The organism is Actinoallomurus sp. NPDC052308, assembly GCF_040679195.1.
GTDB lineage: Bacteria > Actinomycetota > Actinomycetes > Streptosporangiales > Streptosporangiaceae > Actinoallomurus > Actinoallomurus liliacearum.
The window spans coordinates 174,563-194,757 of record NZ_JBFAUM010000004.1 but is presented as its reverse complement, the minus strand read 5'-3'; the positions used below and the strand labels follow the sequence as shown (position 1 = coordinate 194,757).

The window sequence follows — 20,195 nt, the reverse complement described above, 5'->3', positions numbered from 1 at the left end:
TCCTCTCAGTCGTCGTCGGCGAAGGCATGGAAGCGGCGGAGCAGGATCAGGGTGAAGACCATCGCGACGGCGAACAGCACGAGGGCGAGCACGCAGGCGTAGCCCATGTTGAACTGCTGGAAGCCCTCGTTGTAGAGGTCCTGCGGGAACGTCAGCGACGCGCCGTCGGGGTAGCCGGGCGCCGTGGTGGTGCCCGCCTGGTCGGCGTTGCCCTGCGAGGCGTTGGCCGCGACCATCGCCTGGGTGAAGTACTGCAGCGTCTGGATCACCCCGGTGACGACCGAGAACATCAGGACGGGGGAGATGGTCGGCAGGGTGATCCGGCGGAACTGCTGCCAGGCGTTCGCCCCGTCGATCGCCGCCGCCTCGTACAGCGTCTTCGGCACGTCGAGCAGCGCCGCCAGCAGGATGATCATGACGTCGCCGATGCCCCACAGCGCCAGCAGGGTCAGGCCCGGTTTGGTCCAGGCCGGGTCGTTGAACCAGTCCGGCAGGTGGATGCCGACCTTGGCCGCGATGCCGTTGACCGGCCCGGTGCCGGGGTTGACGACGAAGACGAACGCCACGGTCGCGGCGACCGGGGGGATCAGGAACGGCAGGTAGAAGATCGAGCGCAGGAGGTTCCCGCCACGCCTGACCCTCGTCAGCAACTGGGCGAGGCCGAGGCCGAACAGCACCCGCAGCGGCACCATCACCACGACCAGCCACAGCGTGTTCTTGATCGCCTTCCACGCGTACGGGTCCTTGAACAGGAACCGGTAGTTCGTCAGCCCGACCGGCCGCAGCTGGAACAGGTTGTAGCGGTAGAAGGAGAAGTAGACCGTCGCGGCGAGCGGGTACGCGAAGAAGAACGCGAACCCGATCAGCCAGGGCGACATGAAGGCCAGCACCCGGAGCCGGTGACGGCCACGGGAGTGATTCAGCGCGGCCAGCGCCACCTCAGCCTCCGGCCAGCTTCAGCGCGTTGTCGACCTGTGTGTCCAGTTGCGCCAGGCCCTGCTGGAGGTCGGGGAGCTTGCCGGGCTCCCACTGGTCCCGCACGAAGCTCTGGAACTTCACGATGAAGTCCCCGCCGTTGACCGTCGAGGGGATCGTCGTGCTGTTGGGGTTTTTGAAGACGTCGAGGAAGGTGCGGAACTGCGGCGGCAGGCTCAGCTTGGGCGAGGCCAGGGCCGGGATCGTGCTGGGGACGTTGCCGAGGCCGTTGGCGAAGGTCACCAGCGCGTCCGTGTTCGTGGTCAGGTACTTCACGAAATCCCAGGACGCCTGCGGGTGCCGGGCGCCGCGCGGGATCCCGATGACGGTGCCGGTGATGAAGCCCCCGCCGAAGGTGTTCTGCCGGTCGTCGTTCACCGGTACGGGCGTCGTGTCGTACTGCACCTTGGGCGCCTCCTCCTGGAGGAACTTCACGCGCCACTCGCCGTCGACGGCCATGGCGACCTTGCCCTTCTCGAAGGGGTTGGACGCCTCGAACTCCTGGCCCATGCTGTGCACGAACTTCTTGACGTTGTCGTAGCCGTACCAGTCGATCAGGCTCTTCTCCCACTTCAGGTACTTGGCGAAGCCCGGGTCGGCGGCGAAGTTCGCCCGTCCCTGCGCGTTCAGCCAGGTGACTCCGAAGCTCGGAGCGATGTGCTCGGGCACGTGCTCGTAGTAGGTGATCGATGGCAGGAAGCCGGCGATCTTGATGGTGCCGTCCGGGTTGCGGACCGTCAGCTTCTTGGCCAGCGCGGTGAGCTGGCTGATCGTCTTCGGCGGCTGCTGGCCCTTCATCAGCGCCTTGTTCGTGTAGAGGGCGTAGTCGTCGGCCAGCAGCGGCAGCGTGCAGCGGACGCCCTTGTACTGGGTGTAGGACTGCACCGCCTTCGGGAACATGTCCAGGTCGACGTCGTCCTTCCGCAGGAAGGGCGTCAGGTCCTGCAGCGCGCCGCTGGAGCAGAACTGGCCGACGTTGTTGGTGGAGAACGAGGAGACCACGTCGGGCGGGTTGCCGCTGCGCACCGCGTTGAGGATCTTGGTGTCGTCCTGTCCCTTCACCAGCTTGACGGTGATGTTGGGGTGCAGGCGGCGGAAGCCGGCGATGGCGTCGTCGAACGCCTTGACCTCGTGCGGGGCGCTCCAGCCGTGCCAGACCTCGATGGTCTGGCGCGCCTCGGCCTTGGGCCCGGCGTCGGTGGGGGATTTGCCGCCGCCCGCGGTACAGGCGGTGGTGACGGTGAGGGCGGCGATGAGGGCGGTTACGAGCCGCCGGGGGCGTGGGGACACTCCTGTTCTCCTTCGGGCATCGGCCGGGGGAACGGTCGGGGAGGACTCAGCGGACGGTGTTGGAGAAGATGTGTTCGCGGGTCTCGCCGAGGGCGAGGTGCAGCGCGCCGGCCAGGACGGGGTCGCCGCCGACCGAGCTGAGCCGCAGCGGGGGACGGGGGATGGTCATCGTGTACAGCTCGCGTTCGATGAGACGGCGCAGCGGTTCCCCGCCGGCGATGGGGATGTCGCCGGCGAGGACGATCAGTTCGGGGTCCAGGACGCTGACGATCGCGGCCAGACCGGTCGCCAGCCGGGCCGCGAGCTCGCCGAGCCCGGCGGCGGCCCGCTCGTCGCCGGCCTCCAGCGCCGTACGGGCCCGGCCGACGATCTGCCCGGCGTCCCCGCCCCGGAGGCCGTGGGCGCGCAGCAGCTTGAGCACGGCCGGCGCGCCCGCGACGGCCTGCAGGCCGCCGGTGTTGGCGCGGCCCGGGCCCCGGATGATGGGCGCGGCGGCGACCGGCATGTAGCCGACCTCGCCGGCGCCGCCGGTCGCGCCGCGCACCAGGGAGCCACCGAGGACGATCGCCATGCCGATGCCCGCGCTGACCCACAGGAGCACGAAGTCGCGTGAGCCGGCGGCCTGCCCGTGGGCGAGCTCGGCCATCGCGACGAGGTTGACGTCGTTCTCGACGGCGACGGGCCGGCCGAGGCCGTCCCGCAGCCGGCTGAGCAGGTCGGGGACGTGCCAGCCGGGCAGGTGCGAGGCGTACCCGAGCCGCTCGGTGCGCGGGTCGAGGGCGCCGGGCAGGCCGATGACGACCCGGTGGATCCGGTCGGGGCTCAGGCCGGCGTCGGCGGCGGCGCCCTCGACGGCGGAGCGGGCCCGGTCCACCGCGTCGCCCGCGGCCTGTCCCGGCGTGGCCAGCTCGAAGGTTCCGGTGACCGTGCCGGTCAGGTCGGCGACGGCGGCGCGGACGCGGGCGCGCCGGACGTCGAGCGCCGCGACGTACCCGGCCTCCGGGTTGATGCGGTACACCTCCGCCGTGCGCCCGGGGCCGCCCTCGCGGATCCCGTCGAGGACGACCAGGCCGGCCTCACGCAGCCGGGTGAGGAGCTGTGAGGCGGTGGGCTTGGACAGGCCGGTGATCGCCCCGATCTCGGGCCGGGTCAGCGGGCCGCGGGCCAGCAGCGCCTCCAGCGCGGCGCGGTCGTTGATGGCCCGCAGCAGGCTCGGTGTTCCGGGCGTCGAGGTGGTCACGGCGTCTCCGATACACGTGGTTAGGAAACTTTCCTAACGCGTTCTGCGGAACCTACGACCGTGCGGGCGGCGCGTCAAGACGATGCGATCGAGTCGTTATGCGCCGTGCTCATCCGGCGTGGCGGCACGAGCGCCGGCGGTGTTCCTTCGCGGGGGAGCTCCGGCCGGAAGAGGCGTCCGCGTCCCCGGTCAGCCGACGGTGAGGATGAACCGCTGCCGACCGAAGGCGATCTCGTCGCCCGGGCGTACGCGCGTCGGGCCGGCGATGCGGTAGCCGTTGACCCGGGTGCCGTTCATCGAGCCCAGGTCCGACAGCAGCCAGGTGTTGCCGGTCCGGCGCAGCTCGGCGTGCATCCGGGAGACGGACAGGTCGGTGACGACGAACTCGCAGGTCGGCGCGCGCCCGATGACCAGGCGCGCCCGGTCGAGGCCGGGCAGGGTGAACCGGGGGAGCCGCGGCGCCCGCCAGGCCGCCTCGATGCGGGCGGTCATCGCCGACAGTGAGGCGACCGCGCCGGTCAGGCCGCGCAGGACGCGGTTGCCCGCCGGCAGGTCGTCGACGAGGAGGGACAGCTCCGCCTGGGTGCGAGCGCGCAGCGCGGAGTCGACGCGGCGCTCGAACGTCTCGTGCGACAGCCGTCCCTCGGCGGCGCGGTCACGGAGCACGCGAAGGACACGGTCGCGGTCCTGGTCCGACGCGCGTACCGGTAGCCCCTCCATGACTGGCAAGTATCAGGTCCGAAAAGTCCGTTGTCCAGCGAAGCACGTCGCGGCCCGCAGTATTTGATCTACATTGTAAAGGTGGTCGGTCGTCACAGACCTCTTCCGGCGACAGGCGTCCAGGCGACCTCCAACGCGGGCGGCTTCCGGAAGACCAGACCTCGGGGCGTCGCCGGGCCGGCGAGCCGCAGATCCGGCAGGCGAAGCAGGGCTCGCAGCATGGTGATGGTCTCGAGCCGGGCCAGGTGGGCGCCGAAACAGAAGTGCGGGCCGTGCGCGAACGACAGGTGACGGTCGGCGTTCGCCCGCCGGGGGTCGTAGCGGTCCGGGTCGGCGAAGACGGCCGGGTCGCGGTTGGCGGCCGCGATGGAGACCCGGACCAGATCGCCCTTGGCGATCTGGGCACCGCCGAGCGCGACGTCCTCGGTGGCGTACCGGTCCACCACCGACGCGGCGGGCTCCAGGCGGACCGACTCCTCCACGGCCGGCGCTAGCAGGTCCGGCTCGGCGCGTACCGCTGTGAGCCGGTCCGGCCGCTCCAGCAGGTGCAGGACGGCGTTGGTGATCATGCCCTCGGTGGTGTCGATGCCGCCGAACATCAGGACCGCCGCGTTCGCCACCACCTCGTCAGTGGTCAGGTGACGCGCGGCGGCAGCCAGCAGGGTGTCGTCCGCCGCGCGCTCGTCGAGGGCCGCTTCGACCTTGGCCCGCAGCCGGTCGTAGGCGTCCCCGGCGTTCGCCGGGCGGCCCGCCGTGATGGCCGAGACCGCCTCGACGAACGCGTCGTACCACGAGCGGATCGTGGCCGGCGTGACGTCCCGCAGGCCGAGCGCCTCGGTGACCACGGCGACGGCGAGGGGCCCCGCCAGGTCGGCGCGGACCTCGGCGCGCCCGCGCGGTGCGACGGCGCCGACCAGCCGGTCGACCTCGGCACGGACGAACTCGGTGAACCGGGCGCGGGTCTCGGCCGGGCGGAACCGGCGCGCGAACGCGTCGCGGTGCCGGGTGTGCTCGGCCCCGTCCAGGGAGAGCATGCTGGTCCCGACGACCTGGGCCGTCGAGAAACGCGGGTCGTCGACGGTGTACCGGGTGTCGCGCAGGACGCGCACCGCCAGATCGTGGCGGGTGACGAGCCATCCGCCGAGGGCGGGGATCCAGGACACCGGCTCGGCCGCGCGCAACCGGGCCAGGAGCGGATGCGGATCGGCGTCCAGTTCCTCGATGGTGGCGCTCTCGCCGACAGGAAACTTCACCTATGCGACATTAGGGCCTTTTCTTCCCATTGGATCCCCGTACCCCCGACGGACCCGGGTCAGTGCAGGAACTTCAGTCCCACGACGCCGGCGATGATCAGTGTCAGGCAGACGAGACGGGCCGTGGTGGCCGGCTCGCCGAGGACGGTCATGCCGTACAAGGCCGTGCAGGCGGCCCCGATGCCGACCCATATCGCGTACCCGGTGCCGACCGGAACGGCGCGCAGGGCATAGGCCAGGCCGACCATGCTCAGGAGCAGCGCGACCACGAACAGCACGCTGGGCCAGAGGCGGGAGAGGCCGTGCGAGGCCGACAGGGCGGCGGCCCAGACGGTTTCCATGAGGCCCGAGATGATGAGGACGATCCACGTCACGACGATGTCTCCGCAGGTAAGACGGTCATGTCTACGTCGTCTTGTCCTGCCGGGTACGACGTGCTCGTCCGGGACCGGCCCGAGGAACGGCATCATCGGGCAGCCGAATCCGACGTTAGCACGCGGACCGGAATCGGCGGTGACCGCGAGGCGTCTTCGGTTAGGCTCGCGCCTCATGTCGATCGTCTCCCGCCGCAGCCTCCTCATCGCCGGGATCGGCGGAGCCGCCGCCCTCGCCGGCGCGGGCACGGCGTACGGTCTCGTCGAGGCGGACGTGCTGCCCGGGCGCTACCGCCTGGCGCCGTACCTGGGGAAGTGCGGGGAGATGCCGCCGCTGCCCAAGGTCGCGCCCGGGGCGGTCGAGCAGGCGGAGTTCCGCTCGCCGGCCGGCACCGCGCGCGTCGTGCTCGGTTATCCGGCCGCCGTCACGAAGAGACTGCCGGTCGTCGTGATGCTGCACGGCTCGGACGGCGACGCCCGTACCCCCTTCGACACGTACGGCGTGCAGTACCACCTCGCCGACGCCGCGCGCCGGGGCATCGCCCCGTTCGCCGTCGCCGCGATCGACGACTGGGCGGACGCCGAGTGGCGGCCGTCGCCCGTCATCACCCGGAACCTGCTGCCCTTCCTGCGCGACCACGGACTGTCGACGACCCGGATCGGCCTTCTCGGCTGGTCGATCGGCGGCCGGGGCGCTCTGCTGCTGGCGTCCGCCCTGGGGCCCGGTCGTGTCGCCGCCGTCGCGGCGGCCTCGCCCGCGCTGTCGGGAGCGGACGTGACGACGCTGGCCCGTACGCTCGGCGGCGTTCCGGCGTCACTGACCTGCGGCCGCGACGACCCGTTCGCGTCGCCGACGAGGGATCTGCTGGCCCGGCTCCGCGCCGCCCGCCGGGCCGATGTCACGGGCGGGATCCACCCCGGCTGCCACGACGCCGCGTTCCGCCGCCGGATGCTGCCGGACCAGGTCGCGTTCCTCGGCCGTCATCTGTCCCGGGCGTGACGGGTCAGAGCCGGGTGCGGAGGGCGTGGATGGCGGCGAGGACCTCGTCGCGGTTGCCCGCCGCCTTGATCCACGCGGGGAGGTGCTCGACGAGGCTGCCCGAACCGGTGTACGGGTGGCGTTCGCGCAGCCGCGCGCTCACGTAGCCCTCCAGCAGGTCCAGGTGGGCGGCGTTGTAGGCCCACAGGACCCGTCCGCGGCACCGGTGACGCAGCCACAGCGGCAGCCCGAAGAACGGGTCCTCCGGCCCGGTCATGCGGGGCACGGCCAGCGGGGGGCCTCCGGCGAAGAACAGGTCGCCGTCCCCCTTGCGCGCCCGGCGTGGCGTCCACGCGTCGGTGTGCCCGCAGCCGGGGCAGCTCAGCCGATGCGGGGCCATGACCTTGTCATGCGGGCCGTGGTCGCAGTCCCGGTGGTCGGGGTGGACGACCACGACGGCCCGGCCGCCGCAGCGGGGGCACACGACCAGGATCTCCCGCGCCAGCATCCAGAGGCGTTCGCCGGTGTCGCGGAACCGTTCGCTCACACCTCATGATCCCAGTCGTGCGCCCGCCGGCGCGCGGCGTCATTCGGAGAGCAGGGCCTCGGAGGCGTTGCGGCTGGCGGCGGCCAGGTCGGCGGCCCTGCCGGGCACCTCGGCGGCGTGCTCGTGCCACCAGGCCTGTCCCTCCTCGGACAGCATGTGGATCGGGTCGTAGTACTCGTAGCGGCGGTTCAGCGCGTCCGGGTCGTCCCTCTCCAGGGCGGTCCGGTAGTTCTTCGTCCAGTAGGAGATGCCGCGCTCGGTGTCGTACTCGGCGACCTGGTGCACCCAGCGCTTGCCGACGTACGGGACGTCGCAGACGATCCGCGGCGTGGCGAACCCGGGCAGGTAGCCCATGATCCCGTGCTGGAGCCGCTGCGCCTCGCCCAGCGACAGCCGCCAGTGCTCGCTGAAGGGGATCATGTCGCACAGGTAGAAGTAGTAGGGCAGCACGCCGTTGTCCTGCAGCGCGAAGCACAGGTCGAGGAGCTGCTCGACGGTGGTGTTGACGCCGCGCAGCAGCACGCCCTGGTTGCGGACGTCCCGGACGCCGGCGTCCAGCATCGCCCGTGCCGCCTTGGCGACCAGCGGGGTCATCGACTGGGCGGCGTTGACGTGCGTGTGGATGGCCAGCTGCGCGCCGCGCGAGCGTGCCTTGGTCGCCAGGCGCTCCACGCCGGCGCGTACGTCGTCCTGCAGCCAGTGCTGCGGCAGGCCCATCAGCGCCTTGGTGGCCAGCCGGATGTCACGGATGTTGTCGATGTCCAGGAGCTGGTCGACGAACGACTCGAGCCGCGCCCACGGCATGTTCGCCACGTCACCGCCGGAGACGACCACGTCGCGCACCTGCGGGGTGCGGCGCATGTAGTCCAGCATGGTCTGGACCCGGTCCGGCTGCTTCAGCGTGAACTTGTGCTTGTCGATCTGCGGGGTGGAGTTGCCGACCAGGTCCATGCGGGTGCAGTGGCCGCAGTACTGCGGACAGGTGGGCAGCAGTTCGGCGAGGACCTTGGTGGGGTAGCGGTGCGTCAGGCCCTCCACCGCCCACATCTCCGCCTCGTGCAGCGAGTCGCGGCTGGCGACCGGATGGGACGGCCAGTCGGTGCGCCGGTCGCTGAACACGGGAAGCATGTAACGGCGCACCGGATCGGCGTAGAACGCCGCCGTCGAACTCACGTCCATCGTGTTCAGCATCTGCGGCGGGACCAACATCGACATGGTCGCCCGCTCGCGCTGGTCACGCTCGAGGTCGGCGTAGAAGTCCTCGCTCAGCAGGTCGCCCATCACCTGGCGGAGCTGGCGGAGGTTCTTCACACAGTGCGCGCGCTGCCACTGCGCCGACTCCCAATCCGCCGTCGTGACGTCACGCCAGCCGGGGAACCGCCGCCAGTCGGGCTCGACGAGCTCGCGGTGGCGGTAGGCGTACGGCTGCGGGTGCGCGGGCACCGGCACGGACTCCTCGGCGACAGCGGTCACGGCGTCCTCCAGGATGAACTCTTGCATTAGCCTGACGATACGAGAAATATTCTGCTAGAGCCAAGACTAACCGTAAGATTTTGCGCCAGCGAGGTGAGGGATGAGAAGTTCTCCGGTCGGTCTGCACCGCGTCGCCGAGCCGCCGGGAGTGCTGCCACAGGCGGCCGACCGCCTCGACACCGATCCGCGCGTCCGTGACGACGAGGTACGGATCCGGGTCGAGCGGCTCAACCTGGACGCCGCCTCGTACCGGCAGCTGCACACCAGGCACGGCGGCGATCCGGAGCGGATCCGCGCCGAGGTCGTCGAGATCATCGAGACGCGCGGGAAGATGCACAACCCGGTGACCGGCTCGGGCGGCATGCTCATCGGCGTCGTCGAGGAGGTCGGCCCCCGCTCCCCGCTCGGCCTGCGACCCGGGATGCGCGTGGCCACCCTGGTCTCCCTCACCCTGACCCCGCTGCGGATCACCGACGGCCTCGCCCGCTGGGACGGGCGGAGCGAGCAGGTGCCCGCCGACGGGCACGCGATCCTGTTCGCGCGCTCGATCGCGGCCGAGCTGCCCGCCGATCTGCCGCCGGAGCTGTCGCTGGCCGTGCTCGACGTGTGCGGCGCGCCCGCCCTCACCTCCCGCGTCGTCGCCTCGTACGCCTCCCCGGTCGTGGCGGTGCTGGGCGGCGCGGGCAAGAGCGGCTCGCTGTCGCTGGCCGCCGCCCGCCGCGCCGGCGCCAAGCGGACCGTCGGCGTGGTGCCGAACGAGGCCGAGGCCGCGCGGCTGCGCGCCTCCGGCCTCGCCGACGAGGTCGTGCTCGCCGACGCCCGCGACCCGATCGCGCTCGCCGAGGCCGTCGGCGGGACCGGCGCCGACGTCACGGTGGTGTGCGTGGACGTGCCCGGCTGCGAGCACGGCGCGATCCTGGCCACCGCCACGGGCGGCACCGTGATCTTCTTCTCGATGGCCACGTCGTTCTCGGCGGCGGCCCTCGGCGCCGAGGGACTGGCCGCCGACGTGACCATGCTGATCGGAAACGGGTACGTCCCCGGTCACGCGGAGCTGGCCCTGGACCTGCTTCGTACCGAGCCGAGCCTGCGCAAACTCTTCCAGGACCGGGTGGAGACGGAATGACGAAACTGGATTTGGACTCTTCGGTGGTCCGCAAGGCACGGCTGCTCGCCGAGCGCGCCGCCCAGCCGGTGATCGAGATGGCCCGCACCCACACGACCGTGTCGGTCGAGCGGGCGCAACTGCGGCTGGCCGGTCTGACCGGCGCCGACTCCGACGGTCTGCCATGGGTGAACCACCTCGTCGACGCCGTACGCGACCAGGTGGGCCTGGAGCACGGGGTCGCGCTGCCGGTCTTCGACGCGTTGGCGCGCGAGCCGTACGCCGACCTGGGCGACCTGGCGCGGGCGGCGTCCCTGGGCGCGGTGACGTTCCGCCTGCCGACCGGCGGCGACGCCGACGCGGCGGCCGAGCTGGCCCGCCACGCGGCCCGGCAGGGCATCGGCCGCGTCGACGCGCGCCGCGCCGAACGCGACGCGATGCTGCGCCTGACCGGCGACCCGCGCCAGCCCTGGATCTACCTGATCGTCGCCACCGGCGACATCTACGAGGACATCCCCCAGGCGCAGGCCGCCGCGCGCGAGGGCGCCGACGTCGTCGCGGTGATCCGCTCGACCGGGCAGTCGCTGCTGGACTACGTGCCCGAGGGCGCCACCCGCGAGGGCTACGCCGGGACGTACGCCACCCAGGAGAACTTCCGGCTGATGCGGGCCGCGCTCGACGACGTCTCGCGCGAGCTCGGCCGGTACGTGCGGCTCACCAACTACGCGTCGGGGCTGTGCATGCCCGAGATCGCCACGCTGGCCGGCCTGGAACGCCTCGACATGATGCTGAACGACTGCATGTACGGCATCATCTTCCGCGACATCAACCCGCGGCGGACCTTCATCGACCAGCGGTTCTCCCGGCAGATCCACGCCCGCGCCGGCATCGTGATCAACACCGGCGAGGACAACTACCTCACTACCGCCGACGCCGTCGACGCCGCCCACACCGTCATCGTCAGCCAGTTGCTGAACGAGCGGTTCGGCAAGGAGGCGGGCCTGGCGGACTGGCAGCTCGGCCTCGGCCACGCGTTCGAGATCAACCCGGCGATCCCCGAGTCGTTCCGGCTCGAGCTCGCCCACGCCCAGCTCGTACGGGAGCTGTTCCCGGACGCGCCGCTGAAGTACATGCCGCCGACCAAGCACATGACCGGCAACATCTTCGCCGGGTACCTCCTGGACGCCTTCTTCAACCTCGCCGGCGTGATGACCGGCCAGTCGATCATCCTGATCGGGATGATGACCGAGGGCATCCACACCCCGTGGCTGTCCGACCGCGACCTCGCCCTGGAGAACGTCCGGTACGTCCGCGACGCCTGCGGCGCCCTCGCCGAGGACTTCGTCCCGCGCCCGGACGGGTTCATCGTCCACCGGGCCCGGCAGGTGCTGTCGGAGTCCGTCGACCTGCTCGAGCGGATCTGTGACGACACGCTCCTGAAGGCGATCGCCGACGGGACGTTCGGCGTGACCCGGCGGCCCGCCGACGGCGGCAAGGGGCTGGACGGCGTGGTCGAGCGCGCCGACGGCTACTTCAACCCCGTCACCGAGATCCTCGAGTCGGAGGACCCGCACGCCACCGCCGTGCCCACGCCCGCAGGGAGCGCCGAATGAGACCGCAGGACTCCGCCACCACCGACCGGACCGCGCCCCAGGACCTGCCCTCGATCATCCGGCCGTACGGCGACACGACCGGCGACGCGATGGTGCAGCTGTCCTTCAGCCTGCCCGTGCCCGCCGGAAAACGCGCCGAGCTGGCCGCGCTGCAACTGGCCGGCAAGATGGGCCTGGAGCCGGCCAGCGTGGTGCATTCAAAGGCGATGGGGCCGAACTTCACGTTCTTCATCGTGTACGGCAAGGTGAACCACCTCATCGACTACGCCGGCATCGAGGTCCCGGAGGGCCGGGAGTACCCCCTGCTGTCGGGCAAGGAGATCGACCTGGCGATCCGCACCGTCCTGAGCCGCCGCATGGTCGTCGTCGGAGCCTGCATCGGCACCGACGCGCACACGGTCGGCATCGACGCGATCCTCAACGTCAAGGGCTTCGCGGGGGAGAAGGGCCTGGAGTACCACCGCGAGATCCAGGTGATCAATATGGGCGCCCAGGTCACCGTCGAGGAGCTGGTCGAGCGGGCCAAGGCCGAGAACGCCGACGCCGTCCTCGTCTCCCAGGTCGTCACCCAGAAGAACGCCCACATCCACAACACCAAGCAGATGGCCGCGGCCTTCCACGCCGCCTACCCGACCGCGGTCGGGCCGGGCATGGGACGGCCGCTGCTCATCGCGGGCGGCCCCCGCTTCGACACGGTCACCGAGCGGGAGCTCGGCGTCGACCGCATCTTCGGCAAGGGCACCACTCCGCGCGAGGTCGCCAGCTACCTCGTGCACGCCCTGCTGCCCAGCTGGACCCCCGAGGACCCCGCGGAGAGCGAACGATGACCACTCGACCCGAGAACGACGACCCGCGCGTCGGGCTGAGCGTCACGCACCGCCGCTACGTCCCGTACGCGCACGCACATTATGGCGGGAACCTCGTCGACGGCGCGTACGTCCTCGGGATGTTCGGCGACGTCGCCACCGAGGTGTGCATCCGCGACGGCGGCGACGAGGGCCTGTTCGCCTCCTACGACGACGTGCAGTTCCGCGCCCCCGTGCACGCGGGGGACGTCCTCGAGGCGACCGCGACGGTCGTCCGGGCCGGGCGCCGCAGCCGTACGCTGGCGTTCGAGGCGCGGGTGGTCTGCCGGGCGCGACCGGACAAGGGGCCGTCGGCCGCCGAGGTGCTGGATGAGCCCATCGTCGCCGTCACCGCGACCGGAACCGTCGTCCTACCGCACGCCGATACCTGACGGGCGGATCGACACGCGATGAACGACGACGATCACAAGGATTTCCGGGGGGTGTCATTGGCGCGCTGACCTGCGGCGATGCGGCAATCCGCAGGTCGTGGCCGCCTTGACATCGCTACGGATCTCGATAGGTTGCCTGAACGTCCACCGCAGGACTGACCGGTCGGCTGACCGGGGCGCCGCGAATCTTGCGTCGCGACGGGGGTTGCGAGCACGCGCCGGCTCAGGCGCCCATCCGTCCATGCCAGACGCACGATGAAGCGCCCGCCCGAGGCCGGAGCACCCCGGCCGGCGGGGGGTGGAACTCGGTAAGGGCCTGGGCACCCATCAGACAACGGACTACGCGCTCGCCGCCGACGAGACGGGTCCGGTACGAAGGGAGCGCCCGGGTCCTCTTCCGTTTCCGGGCCCTGCCCGGGTCCGGTCGCGTCGCCGCTCTCGCAGGGGCCGCTCAGGCTCCGGTCTCCCGCCCGGACGCCACCCGGTGTCTCGCCTCTCCCGGTCCGTGCGACTTGGCGCTGGAAGTGGGATCATCCGTACAAAGCGGCCTGCCCGTATTCGTCCGGTCCCCACCGGCGGGTAGCGTTCCGTCGACGGTCGGATCGGATGAGGAGTGCTGGTGGCGCAGGAGATGCTCGCCCAGAAGACGCCTGACGTCGCCAAGGGCGACCGGGCGTCGCGGGTTCCGGCCTGGCTGCCGCGTCCGGCGGGTGTGGTGGTGGCCGGCCTGCTGCTGGCCGCGGCGTTCCCGCCGATCGGCTGGTGGCCGTTGGCGCCGGTGGCGACCGCGCTGCTCACGCTGCTACTGCGCGGCCGGACCTGGGGCCGTGGCGCCGGCCTCGGCATGCTGTTCGGTCTGGCCTTCTGCTTCCCGACCTTCGAGGGCCTGCGGCCCGTCGGTATGGACGCGTGGATCGCGCTGAGCATCTTCGAGGCGCTCTACTTCGCGGTGCTGGGCATCGGCCTCGTCCTGGTGACCCGCCTGCCCGGCTGGCCCGTGTGGACGGCCGCGGCGTGGATCGCCGAGGAGCTCATTCGCGGCCGGGTGCCCTTCGGCGGCTTCCCCTGGGCCCGGCTGGCGTTCAGCCAGACCGCCTCGCCCTTCACCGGCTACGCCTCCATCGGCGGCGCGCCCCTGGTCGGCTTCGTGACCGCGCTCAGCGGCGGGCTGCTCGCCGCGGCGGTCCTGCTCCTGTGGCGTCGGCGGAACGCCGACGCGGTCCCGGATCCGGGCCCCGACTCGGACCCGACCGCTGAGGAGACCTCCGAGCCCGACGCCGCGGGTCGCGCGCCGGGCGCGGTGACGCGACGTCCGGCCCGCTGGGCAGCCTTGGCGCTGGCCGGCGTGCTCGTGCTCGGGGTGGTCGGGGTGCTCGTGCCCCGTCCGACCGGCGGTCGCTCGATCACCGTCGCGGTCATCCAGGGCAACGTGCCCCGCGCCGGCCTGGACTTCCTCGGCCAGCGGCAGGCCGTCCTGAACAACCACGCCCGGCAGACCCACCGGCTGGCCGCGCAGGTCCGCGCCGGCCAGGTGGCCAAGCCCGACCTGGTGATCTGGCCGGAGAACTCCAGCGACCTGGACCCCTACGCCGACGAGCAGGCCCGCGAGGTGATCGACGCGGCGGTCAAGGACATCGGCGTTCCGGTGCTGGTCGGCGCCGTGATCGACGCGGGCGACGGCGAGCACGTGGAGAACCGCGGGATCGTGTGGGACCCCGCCAAGGGCCCTGGCGCGTACTACGTCAAGCGCCATCCGCTGCCGTTCGGCGAGTACATCCCGATCTTCCGCGGCCTGCTGCTGAAGCTCATCACGCGTTTCGACCGGGTTGGCGAGTTCGTCAAGGGCCGTTCACGCGGATCCCTTCAGCTCGGTCCGGTGAAAATCGGAGACGTCATCTGTTTTGAAGTCGCCTACGACGGGATCGTGCGGGATGTGGCCGACGCCCCGCTGCTCGTCGTGCAGACCAACAACGCGACCTTCGGGCGCACGAGCCTTCCCCCGCAGCAGTTCGCGATGTCGCGGATGCGCGCGGTCGAGCACGGGCGCAGCGTCCTCGTCGCCTCCACGAGCGGGATCAGCGGCATCATCGCGCCGGACGGCCGGGTTCTCACGCAGTCAAAGGAATTCACCCCGGACATCCAGGTCCGCCGCGTGCCGCTGCGTACCTCGCGTACCCTTACTGATCACCTGGGTGCCGCTCCCGAGTGGGCGCTGGCGCTGCTGGGACTCGCGGCCGCGGTGGCCGCCGCCTGGAGGACACGGAAGACGAGCAGGGGGGCCTGACCGGTGCAGAACACGGACGACATCGGGCGGGTGCTCGTGATCATCCCGACGTACAACGAGCGGGAGAACATCGAGAGCATCGTCGCCCGGGTGCGCGCGGCCGTGCCCGAGGCCGACATCCTGGTCGCCGACGACAACAGCCCCGACGGCACCGGGAAGATCGCCGACGGGCTGGCCGCCGAGGACGAGCGGGTACACGTGCTGCACCGGGCCGGCAAGGAGGGGCTCGGCGCCGCGTACATCGCGGGCTTCCACTGGGGGATGGACCACGGCTTCGACGTCCTCGTCGAGATGGACGCCGACGGATCCCACCAGCCCGAGGAGCTGGGCCGGCTGCTCAGCGCGCTCGGCGAGGCGGACCTGGTCATCGGCTCGCGGTGGGTGCGCGGCGGCAAAGTGGAGAACTGGCCGATCAACCGCGAGATCCTGTCGCGGGGCGCCAACATCTACGCGCGACTCATGCTGGGCATCCCGGTGCGCGACTCGACCGGCGGGTACCGCGCCTACCGCGCGACGACCCTGCAGAAGATCGAGATCGACGACGTCGCGTCGCAGGGCTACTGCTTCCAGGTCGACCTGACGCTGCGGACCGTACGGGCCGGCCTGCGGGTCGCCGAGGTCCCGATCCGGTTCGTCGAGCGCACCCACGGCGCCAGCAAGATGAGCCGCGCGATCATGGTCGAGGCGTTCCGTCGGATCGCCGGTTGGGGCGTCACGTACTGGCTGGGCCGCCTCACCGGACGCGAGCGACACTGACCATGACCGCGGCGCACCGAATGCTCGGAGAAGCGCCCCCGCACCCGGCGGTATGCCGGGAACGCCGGTAGGAGGGAAGGCCTTACCCGGGCCTTGCGCTCCTCCATCCGCTCGATGAGCTCTCGCGACAGCTCTTCGTCCAGGGAGACCGTGAGCAACGTCGCGAGGTCTGAGACGGTGTCCTCCATGACTCTCAGCGTCGGTGTGATCGGTGCCGGAATCGTCGGCCTCTCGGTGGCTCGTCGGCTTGCCCGGTGGGACTACGAGGTCACGGTCTTCGAGAAGGAGGCCGAGGTCGCGCTGCATCAGACGGGACACAACTCCGGGGTCGTCCACGCCGGCGTCTACTACCCGCCCGGTTCGTTGAAGAGCCGCCTGTGCCGGGACGGCGCGCGCAGGATCAAGGAGTTCTGCGCCGAGCACGACCTGCCGTACGAGGAGATCGGAAAGGTGATCGTCGCGCGGTCGGCGGACGAGGCGGGGCGGCTCCGCGACATCGAGGACCGGGCGCGGGCGGCCGGCGTGCCGGGACTGCGCCGCCTTGACGCGGCCGAACTCGCGGAGTTGGAGCCGCACGTACGGGGGTTCGCCGCGCTGCACTCACCGACGACCGCCATCGTCGACTACCGGCTGATCGCCCGAGCGCTGGCCCACGACGCACGCACGGCCGGCACCCAGGTGCTCCTCGGCCATGAGGTGACCGCGCTGGAGCGTACGGGCGCGCGGGTCGTCGTGCACACCGCCGCGGGCGCCACCACCGTCGACCGGCTCGTGATCTGCGCGGGCCTGCAGTCCGACCGCGTCGCGGCGCTCGCCGGGGACGAGCCGGCGCCCGCGATCGTCCCGTTCCGCGGCGAGTACCACCGGCTCGCCCCGCACCGCAGGGAACTGGTCAAGGGCCTGGTGTATCCCGTGCCCGACCCGGCGTATCCGTTCCTGGGCGTGCACTTCACCCCACGGGTGGACGGCACCGTCGACATCGGACCGAACGCGGTGCTCGCCACGGCACGGGAGGGCTACCGGCGCCGTGACGTGGACCTCGCCGACCTGCGCGACATCCTCAGGTGGGGCGGATTCCGGCGCCTCGCGCGGGCCCACTGGCGCGCCGGCGTCCGGGAGGTGCTGACCTCGGTGTCCAGCCGGCGGTTCATCGCCGAGGCCCGCGCGTACGTGCCGGAGTTGACGGCCGGGGACGTGCTGCCGGCCCCCGCCGGGGTGCGCGCGCAGGCCATCGACCGTGACGGGAGCCTCGTGGACGACTTCGCCATTCACCACCTTGGCCCGGTCGTGAGTGTCCGCAACGCGCCCTCGCCCGCCGCGACGTCCGCGTTGGCCATCGCCGACCACATCGCCGACCAGGTACGGGCCCCGGCGAGCGACTGAGCCTCGGCGGCCCGACCAAGTGAACGTCCTCTGCTACATCGACGACCGCGACGTGCTGTCAGCGCCGGCGACGAGGCGAGTCCGCGCCGATCCGTCCGCGGGGGTGTGCGTGAGGACGAAGGCGTCTGCGGACGCGACCGGCCGTAGCAGCGAAAGCGTCATCGAGACGCCGCGTATCTTCAGGGTGGTCGGCGCGAAGTCCGACACCGACCGGCACTGCCACCAGTGCGCGAGGTCGGGGCGTTCGGCGGCCAGCAACCGGCGGATGTCGCCTACACGAGGATCATCCGGCAGCCGGTCGGTGCCCGAGCGGAACTGACCGTACATGCCACGAACGAGACGCGGCCAGTCCGCGATCGCGTCCCGGAGTTCACCGACGAGCAGGAGCAGAAGGTTACGCCGCTCCGATGCGACCGATGACGGATCGAGGACCACGTCGCGATACGCGGAGTTCCAGCCGGTGATGTCGAGACGTTGGTCAAGGAGCAAGGCCGGGGTGGTGGGCCAGGCGTCGATGAGCCGCCGTAGGTCGTCCAGGCCGGCCGATGGCGCCGTCTCGCCATGGAACCCGGCCAGTTCCAGGGCGTGACGGCGGGCCCTGGCGTCCATGCGCAGGACCCCGCACACCGAATCGAGCACCTGCCGTGACACCGTGACGCGCCCCTGTTCGAGCCACGTGTACCAGGCGATGCTCACGCCGGACAACGTCGCCACCTCCTCCCGGCGCAGGCCCGGCGTACGGCGCCGCGCGCCCGGGCTCAGTCCGACGTCCGCGGGTGCGGTGTGCTCACGGACCGCACGGAGGAACCCGCCGAGTTCACGGCGGATCGGATCAGGGGACATGCGGCCAGCCTATGACTCCTGCTAACAGGACATTCCGTGTACTGCCACCAGCGCGGAGCACGGGTCAGGCTGACCGTCATGACAGAACAACGGATCTGGCTCCGTGACCCCGACTCGTCCCACCGGAAGGAGCCCCGTGTCCTCATCCGGGTCTTCGTCGAGCCGGGCGAACTGGAGGAGGCCATCGGCTTCTACGAGGAACTGCAGGGCACGGACGCCGACATGCGGATGCCCTATCCCGAAATGAACCTCGCGCTCGCCGCCGTCGGCGCGTTTTTGATCATCGAGGGGAGTGAGGAGTCCCTGCGCCCGTTCCGCGCTACGACCGGGACGCTCCTCGTCGATCACGTCGAGCCCTACTACGAACGGCTGCGGGAGGCCGGAGCCGAGGTGGTCGCACCGCTCCACGAGGTGCCCGTCGGCGCGGGCTTCACCGTCCGGCACCCCGACGGGACGGTGGTGGAGTACGTCCACCACCGTCCGATCACCGGCTGACGACGCGGGCGCGGAGCACTAGCCGGCGTAGGCGCGGCAGGAGACGTTCTGGTCGGTGCCCAGACTGATGACGGTCACGTGGTGCGGCGACTTCACGCCCTTGATCAGCAGGGTGTGCTGCATGTCACCGCCCTTGAAGGCGTAGGTGACGCTGGAGGTGGCCGGGTCGCCGGTCACGGGGTTGTCGTCGGCGTCGTCGGCCTCGAAGTTCAGGGTGATGGGGGTCTTGCCGACCTTCGCGGTGACCTCGACGCCCGTACCGGTGGCCCGGTAGGTGACCGTCGTGCACGTGGGGGCGTCGGCGTCGCCCTTGGGGGACGCGCTGGGCAGCGGCTGGCCCGCCGCCGCACCGCTCGCGGGCGCGGACGAGGCGGATTTGTCCTGATTCGCGGATCCGCTGCCACCGCTGCCACCGCAGCCCGCCAGGCCGAGCCCGGCCACGGCGACGAGAACGAGCACACGCTTGCGCACGACGAGACTCCAAAGCATGAGGGATCAGTGACGACCGGCGATCCGCGGGCCCGGTCGGACGTCCGGCGGGGAACCGGATCGCGACCGGACGGGACGCCGGGGCAACTCTGCTGCCGTCACCATGATCCCGCAAATGGACACGCCGGAAGAACGGTGCGACCCCGGCGGTTCGTCGCGCATCGCCGAACTCGTCACCCCGGGTCCTCGCGGTGGACGTCCTCGGGCCGCTTGTCGGTGCGGAGCCCCCGCCAGCTGGGGTGCCGCAGGATCCCGTCCGGGGTCCACTCGCCGAACGCCACCTCGCCCACCAGCTCGGGCTGGACCCACCGTGCCCGGCGCGCGACGTCGCGGGGCACCGGCGGGGCGAAGGGGTCCTCGTCCCGCGCCAGCGGCGCCAGCTGCACGGCGAGGTCCCGCAGGTCCGCCTCGGTGAAACCCGTTCCCACGTTGCCGGCGTACCGCAGCGGCCCGTCGTCGTGGACGCCGAGCACCAGAGACCCGATCATGTCGGCGCGGCGGCCCGCCCCGGGCATCCAGCCGGCGACGACGACCTCCTGATGGCGGACGTTCTTCACCTTGATCCAGGGGCCGCGCCGCCCTGGGTGGTAGCGGGATCGCAGCGGCTTGCCGACGACGCCCTCCAGACCCTGGGCCTGGCCCACGGAGAAGACGGTCTCGCCGTCGCCACGCCACCAGGGTGGGACGCGCACCGGCGCCCGGTCGACGCCGAGCCCGTCGAGGCGGTCCCGCCGTTCGGTGTACGGGCGGGCCAGCAGCGACTCATCGCCCAGGTGCAGGAGATCGAACAGGTAGTACTGGACCGGCACGGCGGCGACCAGCCGCGTACCGGGGTGCTGAACGTGCATTCGGCCCTGCAGGGTCGCGAAGCTCGGGCGGCCGTCGCGCAGCGCGACGATCTCACCGTCGAGGATGGCGGGGCGGGGCAGCATCCGGGCCAGGGCGGCCAGTTCCGGGTAGGAGCGGGTGATGTCCTTGTCGTTGCGGGACATCAGCCGCAGGCTCCCACGCTCGACGTAGGCGATCGCCCGGACGCCGTCCCACTTCAGCTCCCACCCGTACGCGTCCTGATCCGGCGGCAGCGACCGTCTCAGCAGGGCCGCCATGGGCCGGATGAGCCGTGGCAGCTCGGCCAACCG

At 71.5% G+C, this 20,195-nt stretch carries 20 protein-coding genes and 1 riboswitch; of the genes, 9 read left to right on the top strand and 11 right to left on the bottom strand.

Features of this window, described 5'->3' with window-relative positions; genetic code table 11:
• Positions 1-5 precede the first annotated feature (5 nt).
• The 6 genes from AB0L00_RS15510 to AB0L00_RS15485 all read right to left on the bottom strand — a co-directional run bounded on the left by AB0L00_RS15510 (position 6) and on the right by AB0L00_RS15485 (position 5,852).
• Positions 6-938, bottom strand: coding sequence for a sugar ABC transporter permease (locus AB0L00_RS15510; protein ID WP_364433727.1), 933 nt, complete (start codon positions 936-938; stop codon positions 6-8).
• Position 939: 1 nt separating this feature from the next.
• Positions 940-2,265, bottom strand: coding sequence for an ABC transporter substrate-binding protein (locus AB0L00_RS15505; protein WP_364433724.1), 1,326 nt, complete (start codon positions 2,263-2,265; stop codon positions 940-942).
• 46 nt (positions 2,266-2,311) lie between these two features.
• Positions 2,312-3,505 carry an ROK family transcriptional regulator gene (locus AB0L00_RS15500; protein WP_364433721.1) on the bottom strand — a complete coding sequence of 398 codons (1,194 nt, stop codon included), beginning with the start codon at positions 3,503-3,505 and terminating at the stop codon, positions 2,312-2,314.
• Between the two features lie 189 nt (positions 3,506-3,694).
• Complete coding sequence (locus AB0L00_RS15495; RefSeq protein WP_364433717.1) at positions 3,695-4,225, bottom strand: DUF1707 and FHA domain-containing protein; 531 nt, start codon at positions 4,223-4,225, stop codon at positions 3,695-3,697.
• A 92-nt stretch (positions 4,226-4,317) separates the two neighbouring features.
• Positions 4,318-5,478, bottom strand: a complete 1,161-nt coding sequence (locus tag AB0L00_RS15490; RefSeq protein WP_364433715.1) for a cytochrome P450 — start codon at positions 5,476-5,478, stop codon at positions 4,318-4,320.
• A gap of 59 nt (positions 5,479-5,537) precedes the next feature.
• Positions 5,538-5,852, bottom strand: coding sequence for an SMR family transporter (locus tag AB0L00_RS15485; RefSeq protein WP_364433712.1), 315 nt, complete (start codon positions 5,850-5,852; stop codon positions 5,538-5,540).
• A 30-nt stretch (positions 5,853-5,882) separates the two neighbouring features.
• Positions 5,883-5,947: riboswitch (guanidine-III (ykkC-III) riboswitch) on the bottom strand.
• A gap of 80 nt (positions 5,948-6,027) precedes the next feature.
• Here AB0L00_RS15485 and AB0L00_RS15480 point away from each other — a divergent pair.
• The gene (locus AB0L00_RS15480; protein ID WP_364433709.1) at positions 6,028-6,852 is read left to right on the top strand and encodes a hypothetical protein; all 825 of its coding nucleotides are present in this window, start codon (positions 6,028-6,030) and stop codon (positions 6,850-6,852) included.
• 4 nt (positions 6,853-6,856) lie between these two features.
• Here the strand turns inward: AB0L00_RS15480 and AB0L00_RS15475 are convergent, their stop codons facing one another.
• On the bottom strand, positions 6,857-7,378 hold the full coding sequence (locus AB0L00_RS15475; protein ID WP_364433706.1) for a hypothetical protein: 522 nt from the start codon (positions 7,376-7,378) through the stop codon (positions 6,857-6,859).
• Positions 7,379-7,417: 39 nt separating this feature from the next.
• Complete coding sequence (locus AB0L00_RS15470; RefSeq protein WP_364433703.1) at positions 7,418-8,878, bottom strand: lysine 2,3-aminomutase; 1,461 nt, start codon at positions 8,876-8,878, stop codon at positions 7,418-7,420.
• Positions 8,879-8,951: 73 nt separating this feature from the next.
• Between AB0L00_RS15470 and AB0L00_RS15465 the strand changes: the two genes are divergently transcribed.
• From AB0L00_RS15465 to lhgO, 7 genes are all read left to right on the top strand, one after another.
• Positions 8,952-9,977, top strand: a complete 1,026-nt coding sequence (locus tag AB0L00_RS15465) for an L-erythro-3,5-diaminohexanoate dehydrogenase (RefSeq protein ID WP_364433700.1) — start codon at positions 8,952-8,954, stop codon at positions 9,975-9,977.
• On the top strand, positions 9,974-11,569 hold the full coding sequence (locus AB0L00_RS15460) for a lysine 5,6-aminomutase subunit alpha (RefSeq protein ID WP_364433697.1): 1,596 nt from the start codon (positions 9,974-9,976) through the stop codon (positions 11,567-11,569). Before AB0L00_RS15465 ends, AB0L00_RS15460 begins: the two co-directional genes overlap by 4 nt.
• Complete coding sequence (locus AB0L00_RS15455) at positions 11,566-12,396, top strand: OAM dimerization domain-containing protein (protein ID WP_364433695.1); 831 nt, start codon at positions 11,566-11,568, stop codon at positions 12,394-12,396. The genes AB0L00_RS15460 and AB0L00_RS15455 overlap by 4 nt, the downstream gene beginning before the upstream one ends.
• Complete coding sequence (locus AB0L00_RS15450) at positions 12,393-12,806, top strand: hotdog fold domain-containing protein (protein WP_364433692.1); 414 nt, start codon at positions 12,393-12,395, stop codon at positions 12,804-12,806. The genes AB0L00_RS15455 and AB0L00_RS15450 overlap by 4 nt, the downstream gene beginning before the upstream one ends.
• A 619-nt stretch (positions 12,807-13,425) precedes the next feature.
• The gene (gene lnt / locus AB0L00_RS15445) at positions 13,426-15,090 is read left to right on the top strand and encodes an apolipoprotein N-acyltransferase (protein WP_364433689.1); all 1,665 of its coding nucleotides are present in this window, start codon (positions 13,426-13,428) and stop codon (positions 15,088-15,090) included.
• Between the two features lie 3 nt (positions 15,091-15,093).
• Positions 15,094-15,846: a polyprenol monophosphomannose synthase gene (locus AB0L00_RS15440; protein WP_364433686.1), complete on the top strand. Its 753-nt coding sequence runs from the start codon at positions 15,094-15,096 to the stop codon at positions 15,844-15,846.
• A gap of 186 nt (positions 15,847-16,032) precedes the next feature.
• Positions 16,033-17,229, top strand: a complete 1,197-nt coding sequence (gene lhgO / locus AB0L00_RS15435; protein WP_364433683.1) for an L-2-hydroxyglutarate oxidase — start codon at positions 16,033-16,035, stop codon at positions 17,227-17,229.
• Positions 17,230-17,262: 33 nt separating this feature from the next.
• Here the strand turns inward: lhgO and AB0L00_RS15430 are convergent, their stop codons facing one another.
• Positions 17,263-18,072 (bottom strand): helix-turn-helix transcriptional regulator, encoded by an 810-nt coding sequence (locus AB0L00_RS15430; protein WP_364433680.1) that lies wholly within the window; start codon positions 18,070-18,072, stop codon positions 17,263-17,265.
• A 78-nt stretch (positions 18,073-18,150) separates the two neighbouring features.
• Here AB0L00_RS15430 and AB0L00_RS15425 point away from each other — a divergent pair, with 78 nt between their 5' ends.
• Entirely contained in the window at positions 18,151-18,567 is a 417-nt protein-coding gene (locus AB0L00_RS15425) for a VOC family protein (RefSeq protein ID WP_364433677.1), read from the top strand.
• Between the two features lie 18 nt (positions 18,568-18,585).
• Here the strand turns inward: AB0L00_RS15425 and AB0L00_RS15420 are convergent, their stop codons facing one another.
• Positions 18,586-19,038, bottom strand: coding sequence for a hypothetical protein (locus AB0L00_RS15420; RefSeq protein ID WP_364433674.1), 453 nt, complete (start codon positions 19,036-19,038; stop codon positions 18,586-18,588).
• 191 nt (positions 19,039-19,229) lie between these two features.
• Positions 19,230-20,192, bottom strand: coding sequence for a non-homologous end-joining DNA ligase (gene ligD / locus AB0L00_RS15415; RefSeq protein WP_364433671.1), 963 nt, complete (start codon positions 20,190-20,192; stop codon positions 19,230-19,232).
• Positions 20,193-20,195 lie beyond the last annotated feature (3 nt).

Coding starts and splice junctions, on each gene's coding strand:
- AB0L00_RS15470 (WP_364433703.1), bottom strand. CDS start 8,878: ATGCAAGAGTTCATCCTGGAGGACGCCGTGACCGCTGTCGCCGAGGAG.
- AB0L00_RS15495 (WP_364433717.1), bottom strand. CDS start 4,225: ATGGAGGGGCTACCGGTACGCGCGTCGGACCAGGACCGCGACCGTGTC.
- AB0L00_RS15455 (WP_364433695.1), top strand. CDS start 11,566: ATGAGACCGCAGGACTCCGCCACCACCGACCGGACCGCGCCCCAGGAC.
- AB0L00_RS15480 (WP_364433709.1), top strand. CDS start 6,028: ATGTCGATCGTCTCCCGCCGCAGCCTCCTCATCGCCGGGATCGGCGGA.
- AB0L00_RS15425 (WP_364433677.1), top strand. CDS start 18,151: ATGACAGAACAACGGATCTGGCTCCGTGACCCCGACTCGTCCCACCGG.
- AB0L00_RS15450 (WP_364433692.1), top strand. CDS start 12,393: ATGACCACTCGACCCGAGAACGACGACCCGCGCGTCGGGCTGAGCGTC.
- AB0L00_RS15460 (WP_364433697.1), top strand. CDS start 9,974: ATGACGAAACTGGATTTGGACTCTTCGGTGGTCCGCAAGGCACGGCTG.
- lhgO (WP_364433683.1), top strand. CDS start 16,033: ATGACTCTCAGCGTCGGTGTGATCGGTGCCGGAATCGTCGGCCTCTCG.
- AB0L00_RS15430 (WP_364433680.1), bottom strand. CDS start 18,072: ATGTCCCCTGATCCGATCCGCCGTGAACTCGGCGGGTTCCTCCGTGCG.
- AB0L00_RS15465 (WP_364433700.1), top strand. CDS start 8,952: ATGAGAAGTTCTCCGGTCGGTCTGCACCGCGTCGCCGAGCCGCCGGGA.